The sequence below is a fragment of the Gramella sp. KN1008 genome, assembly GCF_004332155.1.
In the GTDB taxonomy this organism is placed as follows: Bacteria; Bacteroidota; Bacteroidia; order Flavobacteriales; family Flavobacteriaceae; genus Christiangramia.
In genome coordinates this window covers 241,572-259,312 of record NZ_SJDV01000006.1, presented here as the reverse complement: position 1 = coordinate 259,312, position 17,741 = coordinate 241,572, and the positions used below count along the sequence as shown (strand labels likewise).

Genomic DNA, 17,741 nt, shown 5'->3' with positions numbered 1-17,741 from the left:
GTAATACTTATTAGTTCACCATTTGCACTAATTCTCATTTCAAGTAAAATCAATAATTTAAAATTAGAACTAACAGAAACTACAACTCCACAGGAATTTGAATACAATCTAAATATCGATCAGGAAAAATACTTGAACGATAAAAAAATAATTGAAAATGAAATTGATAGTTTAATTGAGATTAGAACAGTCCATAAACCATCAAAATTAGCTTTAAGATATTTTAATGGGAAAACATATCACGATACAATAGAAAGAGACTGGTCAATAAATCTGCCTTTGGATATTGAATATCGTAAAACAATTATTGACACTTTATTTTATTCAGTAGACGGAGAACAAATTAAAGCAGGCTTACTAATTAATAAAGTGGTTAATAAATATAGATCTAAACCTGAAGATAGCATCGACTTCATTGGAAATGCGTTTATCTATAATTCAAATTCTAGAAAACCATTCAAAATTCTTAGATACAGATTTTCAGGATTTGATACTTACGAAGATTGTTCTGATAGATTAAGGTTTTGGTACTTGAAAAAATTAGGAACCGACGAAAATGAATATAATCTAAATGATAAGAGGTTCTTGAATAAAATTTGAACTAATCGGCCAGTTGCCAACAACGGTTAATCGCCAATAAGCGGCACCGTTAGAAAGAAAATAATTAACTTGACCAACAAATCAACACTAAGCCGACAAATCCGTGTCCCTTACTCCGCCAACTGGCGATAACCGAGACCGTTGTGAGCAAGCCAAGAAAAAATCGAACTAATAGAAAAAGACCGAATGGATAAAGAAAAAACCTTAATAATCTTATGGATTATTTTCGGATTTGTTTTTGTAACAGCAATTGATAGTATTATATACTTTATCATTCACTTGATGTATTTCGGGTTAGCAGAATTAAAGGTTTCATACAATGTTATGACTTATATATTTCCCGTATTGACCTTTTCTATATACGCTCTAATAGCAATATTAGTAGTAAAAAAGATTAATAAAAATTCAAATAAACAGGTACTTCAATTTGATGAATTTCCTAAAAATCTTCTAATAATTTTAAGTACAGTAATTCTGATCCTTTACCCTTTAACCAATAAATTTTCTGGACTTTATGCAGAATATTCATCAGGTAATACATTAATAGAAATAGGAGAATATTTAACCTTTTACGGTTGGTTTAATATCGGATTTACAATTTCCCAAATATTAGTTTTAATAGGGTTAGCTGCTTATTCAATAGTAAAATTGAAAAACTTTAAACAAACGAATTTTTAGAATTAAAATCACGAGGTTTAAATAAGAGATTTCGACTAATGGCCAGCTCACAACAACGGTTAATCGCCAATAAACGGCAGCGTTTGAAAGAAAATAATTAATTTAACCAACAAACCAATACTAAGCCGACAAATCTGCGTCCCCTACTCCGCCAACTGGCGATAACCGAGACCGTTAGGCCTCATTTTATTGAAGAAGTTTTTTAGTAAAATTGAATTCACTAATCTCCTCTTTAATCTGTTTTTGAAAATTAATGAATTGAAGATGTTCATATAATTCATTCGTTTCTACTCTATATATATTAATTTCTTCAAACTTTTTAGTTTTATTTTTAAAGAGAAACTTCGAACTAAAAACTTGAAATGATCCTTTTCTTTTAATCGCTTTTGCAACAGTGGAGTAAGAACTTACAGTTCCATTTTCAAAATAAGAATAAACTTCCTTCAAGTTTGTAAAATAACCGACAAAGCTATCTACACGCTTATGTAGATCATTATTCCTTTTTTCGATGCGATAACCTTTGACAATGTAAAGTTTCATAAAATAGTTTTCAACAAAAAAAATAATATATCCATTATATACTCACATTAAAGCATTTCTATGGGGGTTATCCTGTTTTTTTTGACAATATAGTATTTATATTATTCCATAACGTTGATAACTAACACTATTAATTGATTATTTCTCTCATATCAGGTAGTAATTTTGAATAGTTAATATTCAGAGAATGAGCGATATTAGAAAAATCAATAAGAACATTAAATTTTATAAAGATCAAATGATTAAATGGGAAAATAGGTCATTACTTATACTCTTAGCAATAGTATTTGAAATAATTATTTTAAATATTATACATCTATATTTTGTAAATTGGAATATAGATAAGCTTTTCAGTAATTATGGTAGTTACTACAAGTACATTTTAATTCTTCCTTTAATTATTTACTTTAGATTAAGTATCAAAGAATATAGGAATCATAAATATCTGATGGATCTTTATAGAAATAAAAACACCTAAAAAAATTCGTGTGATAAAACGCGGCCTAACATCGGTTCATCGCAAATAACGGGTATTTGTGTAAAAAGTGTAATTTTAGAAACCATGAAAGAAAATGGTTAATCCGACAAGTCCGCGTTCCTACTCCCGCAACTTGCGATAACCGTAACCGTTATATACAATGGCCACAGCGAGCCAACAAAGAAATAAGCTGACTAAAAAACATAAATTTGAAAAGAATACTATCTCTCTTAATTTTTCTGACTTTCATAAACTGCTCTGATAAAAATAAGCAAGAAAACATTGAAAGAAATGCATTTATATATACTTCAGATAATCCTAAAGAAGAAATATTTGAATTCAAAATTGAAGAAAAGAAAGGTTTTTCAACTTATAAATATGTCAGCAAAAAAGACACTTCTAAAACTGTCTTTCTAAATTTTACTAAAGAAAATCAAATCTTTTTCGGACCAGATGAATTTGAACTATCTAATAATAATAATAATCCAGTATCATTTCCGGCTATATCGGATAAAGAATTTTATTTCTATGAATTAAAAGAATATATGGATGACGGAACAGGTCCATTACTATTCAATCAAGAATATGGATTATTAGGAATTTATAATAGTTTCGGTCCGAGAATAATATTTTTAAAGGATTCAGATAAAGAATTAAGCAGTCAAGTTTTAAAGGCTTTGTAAAAACAAAAATTTAGTTAAGCCACAGTATATAACAGCGGTTCATCTCAAATTCCAGGTATTCCGGAAAAAGTGTAATTTTAGAAATCAAGAAAAAAAACGGTAAGCCGACAAGTTCGCGTCCCTACTCCCGCAACTTGCGATAACCGCAAACCGTTGGCAACAATTTAAACTATGAGAGTTTTAGTTTCTATAAATTATGTCTATAGTTTTGATGCTTTTTTATAAATTAATAATTTGTTATAACTAATTATAAATAGGTATGCTTCTTGTATATTTGCATAGTAAATAACACATTATGATACATTCAACCACAATCAAAGCTGATAAAAATACTTTAGAAGTAATTAAAAAGCTATCTGATTCTAAAAAAGAATACAGAAAAATGATAGTTGAAAGAATTAAAAAATCAAAAGAAAAGTAATGTCTATTTAGATGTACGATTATATTATAGAAGAGGGTTCCGACCCTCTTTTTCTTTTTGAGACTGATGGTGGATTAACTTATTATGTTGCTTTTAGAAAGATGGGTACTGAAAGTTACCCTCTTGATAATCTTTATTCATTAGATTTTAATGAAATTGATAATAAAAAAGGTAGAAATGATGCAAAAATTTCTTCTACCATTTTAACGATTATTACTGACTTTTTAGATGAGAATAATCATATAGTTTTACATTACATATGTGACAGTTTAGATTTAAAGCACCCTTTCAGAAGGAGACTTTTTTCAAGATGGTTTTCACTCAAAAATCCTCCAAATTGGATAAAATATGATATTAGTTTAGAAGGTTCAGAAGACTATACACTAACTTTTTTATACGATACAACCATCTATAATTCAGACTTAATTGAACCTGAAATTATTTTGACCATAGACTCTATCCAACAAGAGAAGCAATAATTAAACTGTTGCCAACATCGTATAACTTCAATTTGATAGTATCCCAATAAAAAGGCCACACACCATAACAGCATGCAGCCCTGTCACCAGCCTTGATTTGGGGTATTCGAGGGGCGACAAATGCAAGGTAATTCCTACAATTAAATTAGGCAGGAGGTTTAACAGTACTTTAAAACTGTAAGGAAACAATAAGCCTCCCCGTGGATTCCCCGGAAATTGAAAAACAAAGCATACAGGATTATCCGGATTATTTCGCTAAATTCCTTATCCCTTTCTCCACAAGATCTTCTTTGCCGTGTGTTTAATATTCATCATTAAAATCCAGGGAGATGAAAAGAAGATCATTTATCACCACCACCTCCATGACGGCCTTCAGTATTGCCGCATTTGGTTCCATAAGCTGGAACGGGAAATACTTTGAAGGCAATACGCCAACCACATCCGATATCCTGGGGCCATTCTATCGTCCCAATGCTCCAATGCGCAGCGATCTTATTCCTCCCGGGGTACATGGCACCATAGCCCACCTTACCGGTAGGATATTCAGGGATGATGGCAGCACAGCCCTCGCAGGAGTGCTTGTAGAGGCCTGGCAGTGCGATGCAGACAGGGTATACGACAATACCTCTGACGAGTTCAGGTTCAGGGGCGCGGTAAAGACTCAAAGCGATGGTTACTATTCCTTTAATACCATCCTGCCGCCGCCATATAATACAGGGTCTGGCTGGAGACCCGCGCACATACATATGCGTATCTCCAATCCCGAGCACCAGGACCTTATCACCCAGATATATTTCAAGGATGATCCCCACCTAAAGGATGATCCCAGTTCCAGTTCACCGGAAGCCATTCAGCGTATACTGCCCATCAGTAAGACCGCCAGCGGCGAACACCAGGTGCAGTTCGATATTACCATGAGCAAGGCATTTCAGCTTAGCGACGAGGGCTTCAAAAAGGTTTCGGGGCTGTATCAACTGGAGAACGGAACAGCCGAGTTCTACCGCAACAACAACCTTTTGATGATGCGAATCAACGGGCAGATAATGGAAGGGCTAAGCTACAGGGGCAACAATACTTTTGAGGCCGCGAAGGGAGTGAACAAGGCAGTCTTTAGTTTTAATGATAAGGCCGAAGCACTGGTAGCAATCAGCCTGTGGGATTACCCCGAAGACAGGTCGGGCCTTAGAAAAATGAAAGGCACCCGGTTCCTAAAATATTGAACAGGCAATATTTACCTTAAGGAAATCCTTCTATTAAAATTTCGGACAAAACTATCCGAAATATGATTTTCATCATAATTCAGAAAAAGGCTATTTGTCATTTTTGTGCTAACCTTTAAATGAACACAGAAATGAGCAAGGAAAAAAAGCTATGGATCACCTTTGGACTGGTAATGCTCGTATCCTTTACGGTCTTGGGATATTATGGTTTTGAGATCTATCAGAAAGCCCCGCCAAGGCCCACCAACATTGTAACACCCGATGGAGAGATCGTGGTTAAGGGCCAGGATATCCTGGACGGGCAAAACGTTTGGCAAAGCATGGGCGGACAGGAAGTCGGCTCTATTTGGGGACATGGTGCCTATACCGCACCCGACTGGACCGCAGACTGGCTGCACAGGGAGTCACTGTATATCCTCAATAAGTGGTCTGAAGCGGAAAACGGGGAAAGATATGAAGACCTGAGCAGTGAAAAGCAGGCCGCGCTTGAACGCAGGCTGCAGGAAGAACTGCGAAATAACACCTATGATGAAGCCTCGGGAACGATCACCATCTCGGAGATCAGGGCCGAAGCCATCGAAAATCTAAACGAATACTACAAGGGCCTCTTTATGGAGAACCCTGAGCTGGACGAATTAAGGAACTTCTATGCCATTCCGAAAAACTCCATAAAGGATGAGGACAGAATGCGACAGATGAGCAACTTCTTCTTCTGGGCATCCTGGGCAACGGTGACCGAGAGACCTGGAAGCGACGTGACCTACACGCACAACTGGCCCCCGGAAGACCTTGTTGGAAATAAACCAACCGGTGACCTTCTTATCTGGACCGGGTTCAGTATCATTCTCCTGCTCTTCGGGATAGGCGTCATGGTGTTCTATCATGCGAAAATGAAAGAGGAAGAAACACCGGAGTTACCGGTGGAAGACCCTTTGATGAGACAAACCATCACTCCGTCCATGCTGGCGGTAAAAAAATATCTATGGATAGTTAGTGCCCTGATACTTGTACAGGTAAGTTTTGGTGTGATCACTGCGCATTACGGGGTTGAAGGAGACGGGTTCTACGGGCTAGACCTGGCGAAGATCCTTCCGTATTCTATATCCCGAACCTGGCACGTACAGCTTGGTATCCTGTGGATCGCCACGGCCTGGCTTGCAACCGGACTTTATATTGCACCGGCAGTTTCGGGCAGGGATCCAAAGTTCCAGAAACTGGGAGTGAACTTCCTGTTCATCTGTCTGTTGATCATCGTAGCAGGTTCTATGGCCGGACAGTGGATGGGTGTAATGCAGAAATTAGGACTTGCCGAAAACTTCTGGTTCGGGCACCAGGGTTACGAATATGTTGATCTTGGCCGTTTCTGGCAGATATTCCTGCTTGTAGGTCTGTTCTTATGGCTGGCTTTAATGGTGAGACCATTACTACCGGTATTACGCAAAAAGACATCTGAAAGGAACCTTTTACTGATGTTCCTGGTCTCCTCTGCCGCCATCGCATTATTCTATGCTGCCGGTTTAATGTGGGGAAGACAAACCAACCTGGCCATCGCCGAATACTGGCGCTGGTGGGTGGTGCACCTTTGGGTTGAAGGATTCTTTGAAGTCTTCGCAACCGTTGTGGGAGCATTCCTGTTCGTACGCCTGGGATTACTGCGTACCAAAACCGCCACGCTGAATGTGTTACTGGCAACGGTGATATTCCTTTCAGGCGGTATCCTGGGAACTTTCCACCACCTGTACTTTAGCGGTACGCCTACCGCGGTGATGGCACTTGGAGCTACCTTCAGTGCGCTGGAAGTAGTACCTCTGGTACTGATTGGTATCGAAGCCTATGAGAACTATAAGTTGAGCAAGGTGACCAAATGGATACAGGATTATAAATGGCCTATTTACTGCCTGGTGGCAGTTGCTTTCTGGAACTTCCTGGGCGCGGGTATATTCGGTTTCATAATTAATCCGCCTATCGCCCTCTACTATATGCAGGGACTTAATACCACAGCCGTGCATGCACATACCGCCCTGTTCGGAGTTTACGGAATGCTGGGAATAGGACTGATGATGTTCGTACTTAGGAGTATGTACAGAAAACAGGTATGGAACGAGAAATTACTGAAGTTCTCTTTCTGGAGCATCAATATTGGCCTTATCCTCATGGTACTGCTAAGTGTGCTGCCTATAGGTCTTTTACAAACGGTAGCCAGTGTAAATGAAGGAATGTGGTATGCACGTTCTGCCGAATTCATGCAGCAACCGGGAATGGATACCCTTAGATGGTTACGCGCCGTTGGAGATACGATCTTTGCCATAGGTCTTGTGTCTTTCGTATGGTTCGTATTCTCCCTGAACAGTAAGAAGAAACTGGCTCAGGAAACCAGGGTAAAAAAGGAAGAGAAAGTGCTCGAAGAAGTGGAATAATAATCGAGGTTTTTTTAATTTTTAATTAGTTGATTTATAAGAGGGAGTGAAGTGTTTTCACCCCTCTTATTTTTTTGTATAAACTGATCGATCAGGCACTTAGATTAAAAAAATTAAGGCCGAACATTGGAAATAAATAGCGTTTTTTGAAATAATTTAATTAACTTAAGAGGGCAAACATTTACAGGACACCATATCTACTACAGTTACTTTGACGAAAATGCTCATGGCTTTAAAACAGTAAAACATGAGAAGCAGAATTGAGAATTACAGCCTGACCTTAAAGATCATAACCACCATGGCCATGGTGGGTTATATCATATTCCTAATGGTAGAAAGTGCCGAGCTTTATACGGAGTCCAGTGCACTTACCGGTTATTTCCTGTTTAGTCTCTTTGGCGTTGGTTATATACTTTTATGGAAGCAGAAAGTGATCGCGGGAATCGTTTTCCTTATCTGGTATTCCATACAGTGGTATATGGTCTTCCTGGTATGGGAGAAAGGGCTAATGACACTGTTACTGGGCTTACCTATAGCCATCCTGGGCCTTCTTATTCTTCTCAACGGGATCAAAAAGAAAACCAATAAACCTTCACAACCCGTATAGAATAAATAATTTCAAGTGTTCTTAGAGCCATTCACCTGAACCTGAATACCGTATGCCGGAATGAGTTTTTTAATAAATCGCGTTATAGCTGACCTTTATCACATTTTTATCCAATTCAATATCAGAAATTTAGGCTGTATATCATATAAAACTCATGGTCATGAAAAAAAATATGGGAAAAGCCGATAGGATCATAAGGCTAATAATGGCAGTAATATTCGTAGTACTTTTTGCAACCAACGTAGTACAGGGAACATTAGGGATCATCTTGTTAATACTGGCTGGTATTTTTGTATTAACCAGTTTAATCAGGTTTTGTCCCCTCTACAAGCCTTTTCGCATCCACACTAACAAAAAAGGGAGTGAAACTAGAAAAGCGGTTTGACTTTTCTGGTATGGTACTCAGTTAGCCTGATCCACTAGTGTCTCCTTCTCTCCTGCCTTTACCGCGAAATCCAGCCAGTTCTCTTCGGGTGGATAGGCACAGGTGGTAAAAGAACTGTAACTGCACGGCGGATTATAAGCCCTGTTGAAGTCGAGGATCGTAGTTTTATTATCACTGGTAGTAAACTCAAGATATCTGCCGGCACCATAGGTCTCAGTCAATGCCGTCTTATCTCCAAACATGATGAAATTACCTTTCATAAAATCCAGCGAATAGGTCTTTCCTTTATACTGGAACTCTACTGTACCTATAAATTCGGCTTCTCTTGTGCCACCGTAACTCACCGGAATTTCAATGAGCTTAGGTGATTCATAATAAGTCAGCTGCCCTTCAAAAATGAAGTCCGGAGTGAGCTCATAGGTCTGAAACCCCGGAAATTTATCGATCTCCGGATTCCGGGAATCCATAATTCTGAGAAGTTTCACATCTTCCAGTGAGTTCACATACCAGCTGTAGTTTTGGTATCTCATCACCTCTGAATGACCTCTGTGGTCCAGATGAAGGAGATTGTATTCTTTTATAACGGAATCGTCTTCTGTTTTCACCTGAATATCTGGAGCGGCCTTAAAAATGAGAGAATCCTTTTCGAAGATGATAGCCCCAAAATTTCCTGGTGCAGTGGAATCCTTTAACCGGAACTTATTTTCTTCAGCAGAACCAAACGTATTAGGAGAAGCTGAATCCAGTTTGAACATATCCACGATGCTCAGGTAATAAACCTGTTCTTCATGCAGCTCCTTTTTAAACTCCGTATGATTTTCCTTATAAGAATCGTCAATTAAGAATTTCCTTTCTTCCTGGCAACCCACAAGGAAAAACAGGAAAAGAATATAACAGGTATTTCTCATTTTTACTGGATCTGTAATGAACTGGTTGGCCAAATTAAAGATTTTTTATTCTAAGTATCACCCGCATCTCGTATTTTGAAAGTGGCTAAGTATATTAGGACGGGATCTAAATAAAAAAGGCAGCCATTGGCTGCCTTTTTCTTTTTAAGCTGATCTTTATTTCAGATCAAAACGATCACTGTTCATTACCTTGGTCCAGGCCTTAACGAAGTCGTTCACGAATTTCTCCTGTGAATCCTTGCAGCCATATACTTCTGCCAGAGCACGAAGTTCTGAGTTGGAACCAAAGATAAGGTCAACACGGGTCCCTGTCCACTTCACATCACCAGATTTGCGGTCACGGCCTTCAAAAACCAGCTGGTCTTCTGAGGTGGCCTTCCAGGTAGTGTTCATATCCAGCAGATTCATAAAGAAATCGTTGGTAAGAACTCCCGGACGATCTGTAAAAATTCCATGATCTGAACCATCGTAATTGGCTCCAAGCGCTCGCATACCTCCAACCAGTACTGTCATTTCCGGTGCAGTAAGATTTAACAGCTGAGACCTGTCTACCAGCATTTCCTCTGCCGAAGTAGTAATACTTTCCTGACGTTTCACATAATTTCTGAAACCATCGGCACGAGGTTCAAGCGGTTCAAAAGCTTCAACATCTGTCTGTTCCTGAGAAGCATCGGTTCTACCGGGTGTAAATGGCACAGTTATATCATGTCCCGCATCTTTAGCCGCTTTTTCAATTCCTGCACTCCCGGCAAGCACGATCATATCGGCAAGAGATATCTTCTTGTTACCGGATTGTGAGTTATTAAAGTCGTCACGCAGGCTTTCCAGTTTCTGTATCACCTTCTGTAATTCCGGCGGATTATTCACTTCCCAGTTTCTTTGAGGCTCAAGTCGGATACGTGCTCCGTTGGCACCTCCTCGTTTGTCTGATTCGCGATAAGTAGATGCCGAAGCCCATGCGGTGATCACCATTTGTGAAACCGTAAGTCCTGAATCCAGGATCTTAGTCTTAAGATCGGCAATATCCTGGTCGCTAACCAGCTCATGGTCTACTGCGGGAACCGGGTCCTGCCAGATCAGTTCTTCATCCGGAACTTCCGGTCCAAGATACCTGCTTACCGGTCCCATATCACGGTGAGTTAACTTATACCAGGCCCGTGCGAAAGCGTCGGCAAATTCATCAGGATTCTCATAGAAATGTCTTGAGATCTTTTCATATTCCGGATCCATTCTCAGCGAAAGGTCGGTAGTAAGCATAAATGGCGCGTGCTTTTTAGAGGAGTCATGGGCATCTGGTATCGTACCTGCACCGGCCCCATCCTTAGGCTGCCATTGGTAGGCTCCACCAGGACCTTTTATGCATTCCCATTCATAACCGAATAGGTTCTCAAAAAAGTTCATACTCCATTTGGTAGGAGTTTTGGTCCAGGCTCCTTCAATACCACTGGTAATGGTGTTTTCGGCATTACCGCTATTAAAGCTGTTCTTCCAGCCCAGTCCCATCTCTTCTAAACTCGCACCTGCCGGTTCGGCTCCTACATATTTTTCGGCGTCTGCCGCTCCATGGGTTTTTCCAAAAGTATGCCCCCCGGCAATAAGTGCTACGGTCTCGTAATCGTTCATGGCCATACGTCCAAAAGTCTCGCGTATATGATCTGCAGCCGCAACCGGATCGGGATTTCCGTTAGGTCCTTCCGGGTTCACATAAATGAGTCCCATATGAGTTGCTCCCAGCGGATTTTCAAGTTTATCTCCTTTAGCGAAACGCTCTTTGTTTCCCAGCCACTCACCTTCGGCACCCCAGTAAATATCCTCTTCCGGCTCCCATATATCTTCTCTTCCACCTCCAAAACCAAAGGTTTCAAAGCCCATGGATTCCAGTGCACAGTTTCCGGCGAGGATCATAAGATCGGCCCATGAAAGTTTCTTGCCATATTTTTGCTTTACAGGCCACAGAAGGAGTCTGGCCTTATCAAGGTTCGCATTGTCCGGCCAGCTGTTAAGAGGTGCAAATCGCTGGGAACCTGAAGCACCTCCACCCCGGCCGTCACCAATACGATAAGTACCTGCACTGTGCCAGGCCATACGTATAAAGAACGGACCATAATGACCGTAATCGGCCGGCCACCAGTCCTGGGAATCGGTCATAAGATCAAAAAGGTCTTTTTTTACTTCATTCAGATCGAGTTTCCTGAACTCTTCCGCATAATTGAAGTCTTCTCCCATAGGGTCGGAAAGGGAAGAATGCTGGCGAAGTATCTTAAGATTCAATGAATTTGGCCACCAGTCACGGTTGGAAGTTCCACTCCCGGCGGTGAATTTTGTGGCCCCACCCATAAACGGACATTTGCTGGATTCGTTTACCTCCCAAACCTTATGATTATCTGAGTTGTTCGAATGATTGTTTTGTGCCATGTTGGATAGTTTTAGTTAATTATTCCATTAAAAATACGATAATATTTTCTTATAAGAATTAATTTATAATAATTATAAACTATGCTAGTTAGGTAAAATTTATAGACCGGTTTTTCCTCTCAGTTTATGATGAACCGGTCTTTTCTCAGCTTAATTTGTAGCTTCTTAAAAGGAGTTAACCAGAAAATAATTAAATTCAACAACCAAATAATTATCAAATCTGATCCAGGATGTATTAATTGTTCAACTCCTATTTTTATGAAAAGAATTTATCTTGTCCTACTCTGTACCCTTGTCTTCAACTTTTCCCATTCCCAAAAAGCCAAAAAAGACTATGCTGAAGCCTTTAAACTTGCAGAAGTCTGGTTGGAGGCACAGAAAGATTTTGAAAACCTGCCAGGGATTACCGCTGCGGTAATTGACGATCAGGAACTGCTCTGGTCTGGTGCGTTTGGACTGGCCAATATGGAAGAGAATCTTAAAGCTCAGGTTTCCACCATCTGCAGCATCTGTTCAATATCCAAACTTTTTACAGCCGTGGCAGTTATGAAACTCTACGACGAGGGAAAACTTCGTCTGGACGACAGGGTAGACGATATACTTCCTGCCTACAAACTCAGACAAAAATATTCCGGAAGCGGTCCCATAACCATACGTTCGTTACTAACACATTCTTCAGGTCTACCGCGCGAGGCCGCATATCCTTACTGGACAGGACCGGATTTCCCTTTTCCCAGCAAAGAGGAAATAGATTCAAAACTGGGAGATCAGGAAACGCTATATCCGGCTTCCACCTATTTTCAGTATAGTAATCTGGGACTAACATTGCTGGGAGAGATCGTTGAGGAGATCTCGGGGGTACCATATGACGAATATGTAAAGAAAAATATCCTGGAGCCACTGGAACTTTCAGATACACGTCCTGAAATGCCGAAGGAATTATACGGGGAAAAGCTGGCTATCGGATACAGTTCCGTTACCCGGGCCGGCGAGCGCGAAAAGGTGAAATTTTTCAATGCTAACGGAATAACCCCGGCTGCCGGATTCACTTCAAATGTAGAAGACCTTGGGAAATTCGCCTCGTGGCAGTTACGATTAAGGGATACCACAGAAACAGAGATATTAAAGCCCTCTACTTTGAAATATATGCAGAATGTACACTGGACCGATCCCGACTGGACGAGAACCTGGGGACTGGGCTTCGCAGTATACAAAGGCCCGGATGGTGGCACCTGGGTAGGCCACGGGGGGAGTTGTCCCGGTTACCGCTCGGCTTTGCAAATAGATCTCAAAAATAAACGGGCTTTTTCTGTCATGATCAATGCCAGCGGAACCAATCCTTCAAAATATATTAATGGGATCAATGGGATCATGAGCAAGGTTGAATCTTCCAAAGAAAATGAATCAGTCGAAACCGAAAAGGACCTTTCAGAATATGCCGGATATTTTAGTGCTCAACCATGGTGGAGTGAGGCTTATGTATCTCCCTGGGGTTCAAAACTCGTGCTGCTTTCCCTGCCCAGTGATAATCCACAGGAAGATCTTACTTTCTATAAACATATTGAAGGAGACACTTTCAGGAGAATAAGGGATGACCAGGAACTGGGAGAGACTCTTGTCTTCGAGCGGGACGAAAGCGGGCAGATTATCAGGTTCAAAAGTCATGGGAATTACTCCGAGAAAATTAACCCGTAATTAAATGAATATATATCACCTCACATATTGCTGATGGAGAAAAAAGGTTTAAACCGTATAGACGCAATCACTGCAAAATTCATGGAGAGTTTTGGTGGCCTGAGCGAAAAAGACCTGAACTGGAAACCGGATGCGGGCACCTGGAGCATAGCCCAGAATATAGATCATTTGATTCAGCTTAACCGATCGTATTTTCCAATCTTCGAAAAACTTAAAAAAGGAAAACAGGACCTGCCGTTTATTGCCAGGTTTGGTTTTGTAGTTTCATTCTTCGGGAAGATGATCAAAAAATCTGTAGAGCCGGAACGAAACAGGAAGATGAAAACATTTTCTTTATGGGAACCGAGAAAAGACAGTTTTGCGAAAAGCATCCTGCAGGATTTTCAGGCAAACCAGGAAGAGCTTAAAGGATATATTTCAGATTCTGATGATTTCATCCATCAGAATATGGTGATATCTTCTCCCGCCAACAGGAACATTGTGTACAAACTGGAAACGGCTTTTGATATCATTATAACCCACGAAGAAAGGCATTATAATCAGGCGAAAGAGATCCTGAACATTCTCCCGCAATAATCACACTCCACTTAAAATATCCAAGATGAATAAAAAACCAAGAACAAGCTTACAGGTGGAAACAGATCTTAAGCTGCCGGCTGAAAAAGTCTGGGAACTCTGGAATGATCCTAAGCATATTACCATGTGGAATTTCGCTTCAGACGAATGGCATTGTCCCAGGGCAGAAAATGACCTTAGGCCCGGTGGGAAACTGCTGACTAGAATGGAAGCCAAGGACGGTAGCATGGGATTTGATTTTTCCGGTACTTATAAAGAAGTGAAGCCATACAGGCTTCTTGAATACTCCCTTGACGACGGACGGGTTGTAAGACTGGAATTCACGCCTCATGAAAATGGAACGAGACTCACGGAGAGTTTCGAGGCTGAAGAAACCCATTCTCTGGAACAGCAAAAGACCGGCTGGCAAAACATCCTGAACAACTTTAGGAAATATGCCGAAGGTGTTTCCTGACAGTTCAGATTAGATTATTCTCACTGCCAAAATCCCGGTATTTAAGAAATGAAAGACGGATATATTTTCCAATCTGCCAGGCTGGGATTCAGAAACTGGCAGGAAGCTGATATTGATAAGCTTTATAAGATCAATTCAGACAAACGGGTAATGGAATTCTTTCCTTCGGTAGTAAACAGGGAAGATACTGCAAGCTTCATCAACAGGATGAAGAAGATGTTCATCGAGAAAGGATTCTGCTATTTTGCGTTGGAAAAACTGAAGACGGGAGAGTTCATAGGTTTTACCGGACTCGCGGAGCAAAGTTTTGAATCTGAAGTTACTCCGTGCATCGATATAGGCTGGAGACTGGATTCTGAATACTGGGGGCAGGGTTTTGCGACCGAAGCCGCTAACGCCTGTCTCAATTATGGTTTTAATGAATTGAATATCGAGAAGATAAGATCTATAGCTCCCGTTATCAATGAAAGATCAATCCAGGTTATGATCAAAATCGGCATGCAAAAGCTTACCGATTTTAATCATCCTTTTTTAAAAAATCTTAAACGCCTGGAACACTGTGTGTGCTATGAAATAGGGAATGTTAACAGACTTTAGTATTCATATTCAAAAATTTCTTCTATTGACCTTCCGAACAACCTGGAGATCTTAAACGCCAGAGGTAAACTGGGATCAAATTTACCTTTTTCAATAGCGTTTATGGTCTGTCTTGAAACACCAGTCTCTTCAGCCAGGCTGGCCTGGGTCATTTCTTTTTCCGCCCTTAGAACTCTTATCTTATTTTTCATTTATACCTGAAGTTATTAATAAATATCCCTCCCATATAAGTGAGTGCAGTAATAACCACGAGATGTGAAATCTCGGCATCATAAGAGATCACATTGGTAATATCCAGCATTGAATAACCAAGACCCATAATGATGGTTACTCCCAGAGAAATCCCCATAGCTTCAAGGTGGATCTTTCTTTGCATCTCATCAAGTGCGTTAATGTATCTGATGTTGGCAACAATCATCCCTATCCCAATTAGGACATTTACCGCAATAAAAATGACCGATAAGGTCGTATTATAATCCCATAAATACTTATGGCCAAACGCCACCAATGCCATGGTAATTAGCCAGGACACCGTCCAGATAGCCTGGTTGACAGTATTCTTTTTGCACCTGGCCGTTAAAGTTTCATTCTGATGTTTCATAGTAAATTTCATTTGATTAATAGTAAAGTAAACTTTACACAAATATAAAATAAAAAAATTAAATGTCAAGTTTTATTTACTATTAGTAAATTTAACCCGACAGTTTTAAAACTCACTCCGGTGATTTATTAAAAAAAAGTAGTAAATACGCTTAAAATTGAATATTCTTAGTAAATTTCATGTCCTTTATAGAAATTGAGTATGCCTTCAATGGAAAAGCATAAGCGCATGAAAATTTACGAAAGTGATTATCTGGTCATTCAGTTTGAAAGGGATAAGGATCGCTTTGTTCAATTCTGGAAGTCTTCCCCGGAATGTTATGAAGTTTTAAAAAAGGAATTACTCAATTTTACGAAACTGTATAAAAAGTATGGACCTAGCCAGTCTCTTTGGCTTCAGCAAAATTTTACCCTCCCGCTCAACAAAGAGCTAGACGAATGGGTAGAAAAGAATGTGAATATTCCCTGTATTGAATATGGGAATAAGAAAGCCGCTTTTGTGGTAGGAAAGGACATACTCGTGCACTTAAGCCTTATAAGGCTTTTTGATGAAGAAAACTCCAAAATAAATCACAACCACTTTGCTTCGGAAGAGGAGGCCCGTGAATGGCTGGAGGAAACTCATTCTCAAAAAGAATATGATGCAGAAATGGCTATTTCATACGAGGGTATAGACAAAGATGGTAACTCTGTTATAAAGATAAGGAGGCCTTCGGGAGATATCTTTAACACCATTAAATCGTTTAATACCCTTATAGAAGAAAATAAATTCATCAAAACGAATATTGAGAAATATTCAAAACTAACGAAGCGGGAAAAAGAAATTCTTGTAGAATTTTCCAGGGGCCTGAAACAACAGGAAATAGCTGATGAATTGTATATATCTGTTCAGACACTTCGCACCCACTGGAAAAACATCAAAAAAAAACTGGAGATAAGATCACTTGCTGAAGTGGTCAAATATGTCCGCGCATTCGATATGAACTAATCTGTTTACTGGTCGTCCAGTTGAACCGCATTTGAAGACGCACCCAGCTCATTCAGAATCTCACTGATCTGTTTGGTCATTTCAGGCGGACCACATACGTAAAACCGTGAGTCAAAATCTTCAACATTATTGATCAGAAAATCCTTATCTATATAGGCATTTATATAATCTGTATCTTCCTGATCTGTAATTATATATTTGGCATTTTCTCCAAGCATGGCATCAAGTTCATCCTGCAGGATAATATCCTTATCGGTCTTATTCGCAAAGAAAAGGGTATTGTTCTTGACCTCACCTTCCCGTTGAAGCTCCCTTAAAATTGCCAGGTAAGGGGTGATTCCCGCTCCTCCTGCGATAATATATCCCGGCCCTTTGTATTCAATAGCGCCCCACGTATCCCTTACAATAAGTTCATCCCCCGGTTGAAGTTTCCCTAACTGTTCGGTCACCCCATTATGATCCGGATAGATCTTGATCGTAAATTCAAGGAAAGGATCCTGATTGAGGCTGGTAAATGTAAATGGTCTTTTTTCATCCTTCCAGCCCTCCTTATTTATTGAAACTTCTGTGGCATGGCCAGGAGTGAAGCTATAGCCGGAAGGTTTATCAGTTCTGAATCGTTTTACATTATGAGTTACATTTCCCACCGATTGAATTCTCACTATATGATCCATTTTTTTTCTTTTTAATTTAGGCTTTTCTCTTTGAAGATATGATATGTAAACTATTAAAAACTAATCTTTTAACCCTTTGTAAAGAGAATTAAAGAGGATTTTAAGGTAGTTTTATAAAATCCATATGCTTTAATAATCAGGAAGATAAATTTTAGCGTGGAATTATGTCCAAATAGTAGAAAGCCGGAGATCTGGCTTCTTCTGCATGACTAATTATCATGAATAAGGATAACAGCACCGCGGAACTCCTCACGAGAATCTTTTAAAACAGGAGAACCTCGAAACAAAAAAGAAGAACGGGGAACTGAACCTGGCCAAGAAGAAAG

At 39.8% G+C, this 17,741-nt stretch carries 20 protein-coding genes; 14 read left to right on the top strand and 6 right to left on the bottom strand.

Annotated features, from left to right (window positions below; genetic code table 11):
* Together EZJ28_RS16045 and EZJ28_RS12815 are read left to right on the top strand one after the other, a co-directional pair.
* The coding region (locus tag EZJ28_RS16045; RefSeq protein WP_165499080.1) for a hypothetical protein at positions 1-600 on the top strand (600 nt) is incomplete at its 5' end.
* 186 nt (positions 601-786) lie between these two features.
* Positions 787-1,278 (top strand): hypothetical protein, encoded by a 492-nt coding sequence (locus EZJ28_RS12815; RefSeq protein WP_131398464.1) that lies wholly within the window; start codon positions 787-789, stop codon positions 1,276-1,278.
* 186 nt (positions 1,279-1,464) lie between these two features.
* Here EZJ28_RS12815 and EZJ28_RS12810 read toward each other — a convergent pair whose 3' ends face one another.
* Entirely contained in the window at positions 1,465-1,818 is a 354-nt protein-coding gene (locus tag EZJ28_RS12810; protein ID WP_131398462.1) for a hypothetical protein, read from the bottom strand.
* Between the two features lie 687 nt (positions 1,819-2,505).
* Between EZJ28_RS12810 and EZJ28_RS12805 the strand changes: the two genes are divergently transcribed.
* From EZJ28_RS12805 to EZJ28_RS12780, 7 genes are all read left to right on the top strand, one after another.
* Entirely contained in the window at positions 2,506-2,979 is a 474-nt protein-coding gene (locus tag EZJ28_RS12805; protein ID WP_131398460.1) for a hypothetical protein, read from the top strand.
* Between the two features lie 295 nt (positions 2,980-3,274).
* Entirely contained in the window at positions 3,275-3,400 is a 126-nt protein-coding gene (locus tag EZJ28_RS16210) for a hypothetical protein (RefSeq protein ID WP_278248330.1), read from the top strand.
* An 11-nt stretch (positions 3,401-3,411) separates the two neighbouring features.
* Entirely contained in the window at positions 3,412-3,879 is a 468-nt protein-coding gene (locus EZJ28_RS12800; protein WP_131398458.1) for a DUF6169 family protein, read from the top strand.
* Between the two features lie 329 nt (positions 3,880-4,208).
* The gene (locus EZJ28_RS12795; RefSeq protein WP_131398456.1) at positions 4,209-5,099 is read left to right on the top strand and encodes a catechol 1,2-dioxygenase; all 891 of its coding nucleotides are present in this window, start codon (positions 4,209-4,211) and stop codon (positions 5,097-5,099) included.
* A gap of 131 nt (positions 5,100-5,230) precedes the next feature.
* Positions 5,231-7,516: a nitric-oxide reductase large subunit gene (locus tag EZJ28_RS12790; RefSeq protein WP_131398454.1), complete on the top strand. Its 2,286-nt coding sequence runs from the start codon at positions 5,231-5,233 to the stop codon at positions 7,514-7,516.
* 247 nt (positions 7,517-7,763) lie between these two features.
* Positions 7,764-8,123, top strand: a complete 360-nt coding sequence (locus tag EZJ28_RS12785; RefSeq protein ID WP_131398452.1) for a hypothetical protein — start codon at positions 7,764-7,766, stop codon at positions 8,121-8,123.
* A gap of 154 nt (positions 8,124-8,277) precedes the next feature.
* The gene (locus tag EZJ28_RS12780; RefSeq protein ID WP_347562603.1) at positions 8,278-8,508 is read left to right on the top strand and encodes a DUF2892 domain-containing protein; all 231 of its coding nucleotides are present in this window, start codon (positions 8,278-8,280) and stop codon (positions 8,506-8,508) included.
* A 17-nt stretch (positions 8,509-8,525) separates the two neighbouring features.
* Here the strand turns inward: EZJ28_RS12780 and EZJ28_RS12775 are convergent, their stop codons facing one another.
* Both EZJ28_RS12775 and katG read right to left on the bottom strand, forming a co-directional pair.
* Entirely contained in the window at positions 8,526-9,416 is an 891-nt protein-coding gene (locus tag EZJ28_RS12775) for a DUF1684 domain-containing protein (protein ID WP_131398448.1), read from the bottom strand.
* A 156-nt stretch (positions 9,417-9,572) separates the two neighbouring features.
* A complete protein-coding gene (gene katG, locus EZJ28_RS12770; protein WP_131398446.1) occupies positions 9,573-11,831 on the bottom strand; it encodes a catalase/peroxidase HPI in 2,259 nt (752 codons plus the stop codon).
* Between the two features lie 258 nt (positions 11,832-12,089).
* Between katG and EZJ28_RS12765 the strand changes: the two genes are divergently transcribed.
* Genes EZJ28_RS12765 through EZJ28_RS12750 form a run of 4 tightly spaced genes read left to right on the top strand, consistent with a single transcriptional unit; the run spans position 12,090 to position 15,153 of the window.
* Positions 12,090-13,526: a serine hydrolase gene (locus EZJ28_RS12765; RefSeq protein WP_165499079.1), complete on the top strand. Its 1,437-nt coding sequence runs from the start codon at positions 12,090-12,092 to the stop codon at positions 13,524-13,526.
* A gap of 33 nt (positions 13,527-13,559) precedes the next feature.
* Entirely contained in the window at positions 13,560-14,102 is a 543-nt protein-coding gene (locus EZJ28_RS12760) for a DinB family protein (protein WP_131398442.1), read from the top strand.
* Positions 14,103-14,127: 25 nt separating this feature from the next.
* Complete coding sequence (locus EZJ28_RS12755) at positions 14,128-14,556, top strand: SRPBCC family protein (protein WP_131398440.1); 429 nt, start codon at positions 14,128-14,130, stop codon at positions 14,554-14,556.
* A gap of 48 nt (positions 14,557-14,604) precedes the next feature.
* On the top strand, positions 14,605-15,153 hold the full coding sequence (locus EZJ28_RS12750) for a GNAT family N-acetyltransferase (protein WP_131398438.1): 549 nt from the start codon (positions 14,605-14,607) through the stop codon (positions 15,151-15,153).
* Here the strand turns inward: EZJ28_RS12750 and EZJ28_RS12745 are convergent.
* Positions 15,150-15,344 (bottom strand): helix-turn-helix transcriptional regulator, encoded by a 195-nt coding sequence (locus EZJ28_RS12745; protein ID WP_131398436.1) that lies wholly within the window; start codon positions 15,342-15,344, stop codon positions 15,150-15,152. The genes EZJ28_RS12750 and EZJ28_RS12745 overlap by 4 nt on opposite strands.
* Entirely contained in the window at positions 15,341-15,754 is a 414-nt protein-coding gene (locus tag EZJ28_RS12740) for a hypothetical protein (protein WP_131398434.1), read from the bottom strand. Before EZJ28_RS12740 ends, EZJ28_RS12745 begins: the two co-directional genes overlap by 4 nt.
* 228 nt (positions 15,755-15,982) lie before the next feature.
* Between EZJ28_RS12740 and EZJ28_RS12735 the strand changes: the two genes are divergently transcribed.
* Positions 15,983-16,741, top strand: a complete 759-nt coding sequence (locus tag EZJ28_RS12735) for a response regulator transcription factor (protein WP_165499078.1) — start codon at positions 15,983-15,985, stop codon at positions 16,739-16,741.
* 5 nt (positions 16,742-16,746) lie between these two features.
* Here EZJ28_RS12735 and EZJ28_RS12730 read toward each other — a convergent pair whose 3' ends face one another.
* A complete protein-coding gene (locus EZJ28_RS12730) occupies positions 16,747-17,415 on the bottom strand; it encodes an FAD-binding oxidoreductase (protein WP_131398430.1) in 669 nt (222 codons plus the stop codon).
* Positions 17,416-17,741 lie beyond the last annotated feature (326 nt).

Bases quoted from the DNA above. Each gene is read 5' to 3' on its own strand.
- EZJ28_RS12815 (WP_131398464.1), top strand. From the start codon at position 787: ATGGATAAAGAAAAAACCTTAATAATCTTATGGATTATTTTCGGATTT.
- EZJ28_RS12810 (WP_131398462.1), bottom strand. From the start codon at position 1,818: ATGAAACTTTACATTGTCAAAGGTTATCGCATCGAAAAAAGGAATAAT.
- EZJ28_RS16210 (WP_278248330.1), top strand. From the start codon at position 3,275: ATGATACATTCAACCACAATCAAAGCTGATAAAAATACTTTAGAAGTA.
- EZJ28_RS12800 (WP_131398458.1), top strand. From the start codon at position 3,412: ATGTACGATTATATTATAGAAGAGGGTTCCGACCCTCTTTTTCTTTTT.
- EZJ28_RS12795 (WP_131398456.1), top strand. From the start codon at position 4,209: ATGAAAAGAAGATCATTTATCACCACCACCTCCATGACGGCCTTCAGT.
- EZJ28_RS12790 (WP_131398454.1), top strand. From the start codon at position 5,231: ATGAGCAAGGAAAAAAAGCTATGGATCACCTTTGGACTGGTAATGCTC.
- EZJ28_RS12785 (WP_131398452.1), top strand. From the start codon at position 7,764: ATGAGAAGCAGAATTGAGAATTACAGCCTGACCTTAAAGATCATAACC.
- EZJ28_RS12780 (WP_347562603.1), top strand. From the start codon at position 8,278: ATGGTCATGAAAAAAAATATGGGAAAAGCCGATAGGATCATAAGGCTA.
- EZJ28_RS12775 (WP_131398448.1), bottom strand. From the start codon at position 9,416: ATGAGAAATACCTGTTATATTCTTTTCCTGTTTTTCCTTGTGGGTTGC.
- katG (WP_131398446.1), bottom strand. From the start codon at position 11,831: ATGGCACAAAACAATCATTCGAACAACTCAGATAATCATAAGGTTTGG.
- EZJ28_RS12765 (WP_165499079.1), top strand. From the start codon at position 12,090: ATGAAAAGAATTTATCTTGTCCTACTCTGTACCCTTGTCTTCAACTTT.
- EZJ28_RS12760 (WP_131398442.1), top strand. From the start codon at position 13,560: ATGGAGAAAAAAGGTTTAAACCGTATAGACGCAATCACTGCAAAATTC.
- EZJ28_RS12755 (WP_131398440.1), top strand. From the start codon at position 14,128: ATGAATAAAAAACCAAGAACAAGCTTACAGGTGGAAACAGATCTTAAG.
- EZJ28_RS12750 (WP_131398438.1), top strand. From the start codon at position 14,605: ATGAAAGACGGATATATTTTCCAATCTGCCAGGCTGGGATTCAGAAAC.
- EZJ28_RS12745 (WP_131398436.1), bottom strand. From the start codon at position 15,344: ATGAAAAATAAGATAAGAGTTCTAAGGGCGGAAAAAGAAATGACCCAG.
- EZJ28_RS12740 (WP_131398434.1), bottom strand. From the start codon at position 15,754: ATGAAACATCAGAATGAAACTTTAACGGCCAGGTGCAAAAAGAATACT.
- EZJ28_RS12735 (WP_165499078.1), top strand. From the start codon at position 15,983: ATGAAAATTTACGAAAGTGATTATCTGGTCATTCAGTTTGAAAGGGAT.
- EZJ28_RS12730 (WP_131398430.1), bottom strand. From the start codon at position 17,415: ATGGATCATATAGTGAGAATTCAATCGGTGGGAAATGTAACTCATAAT.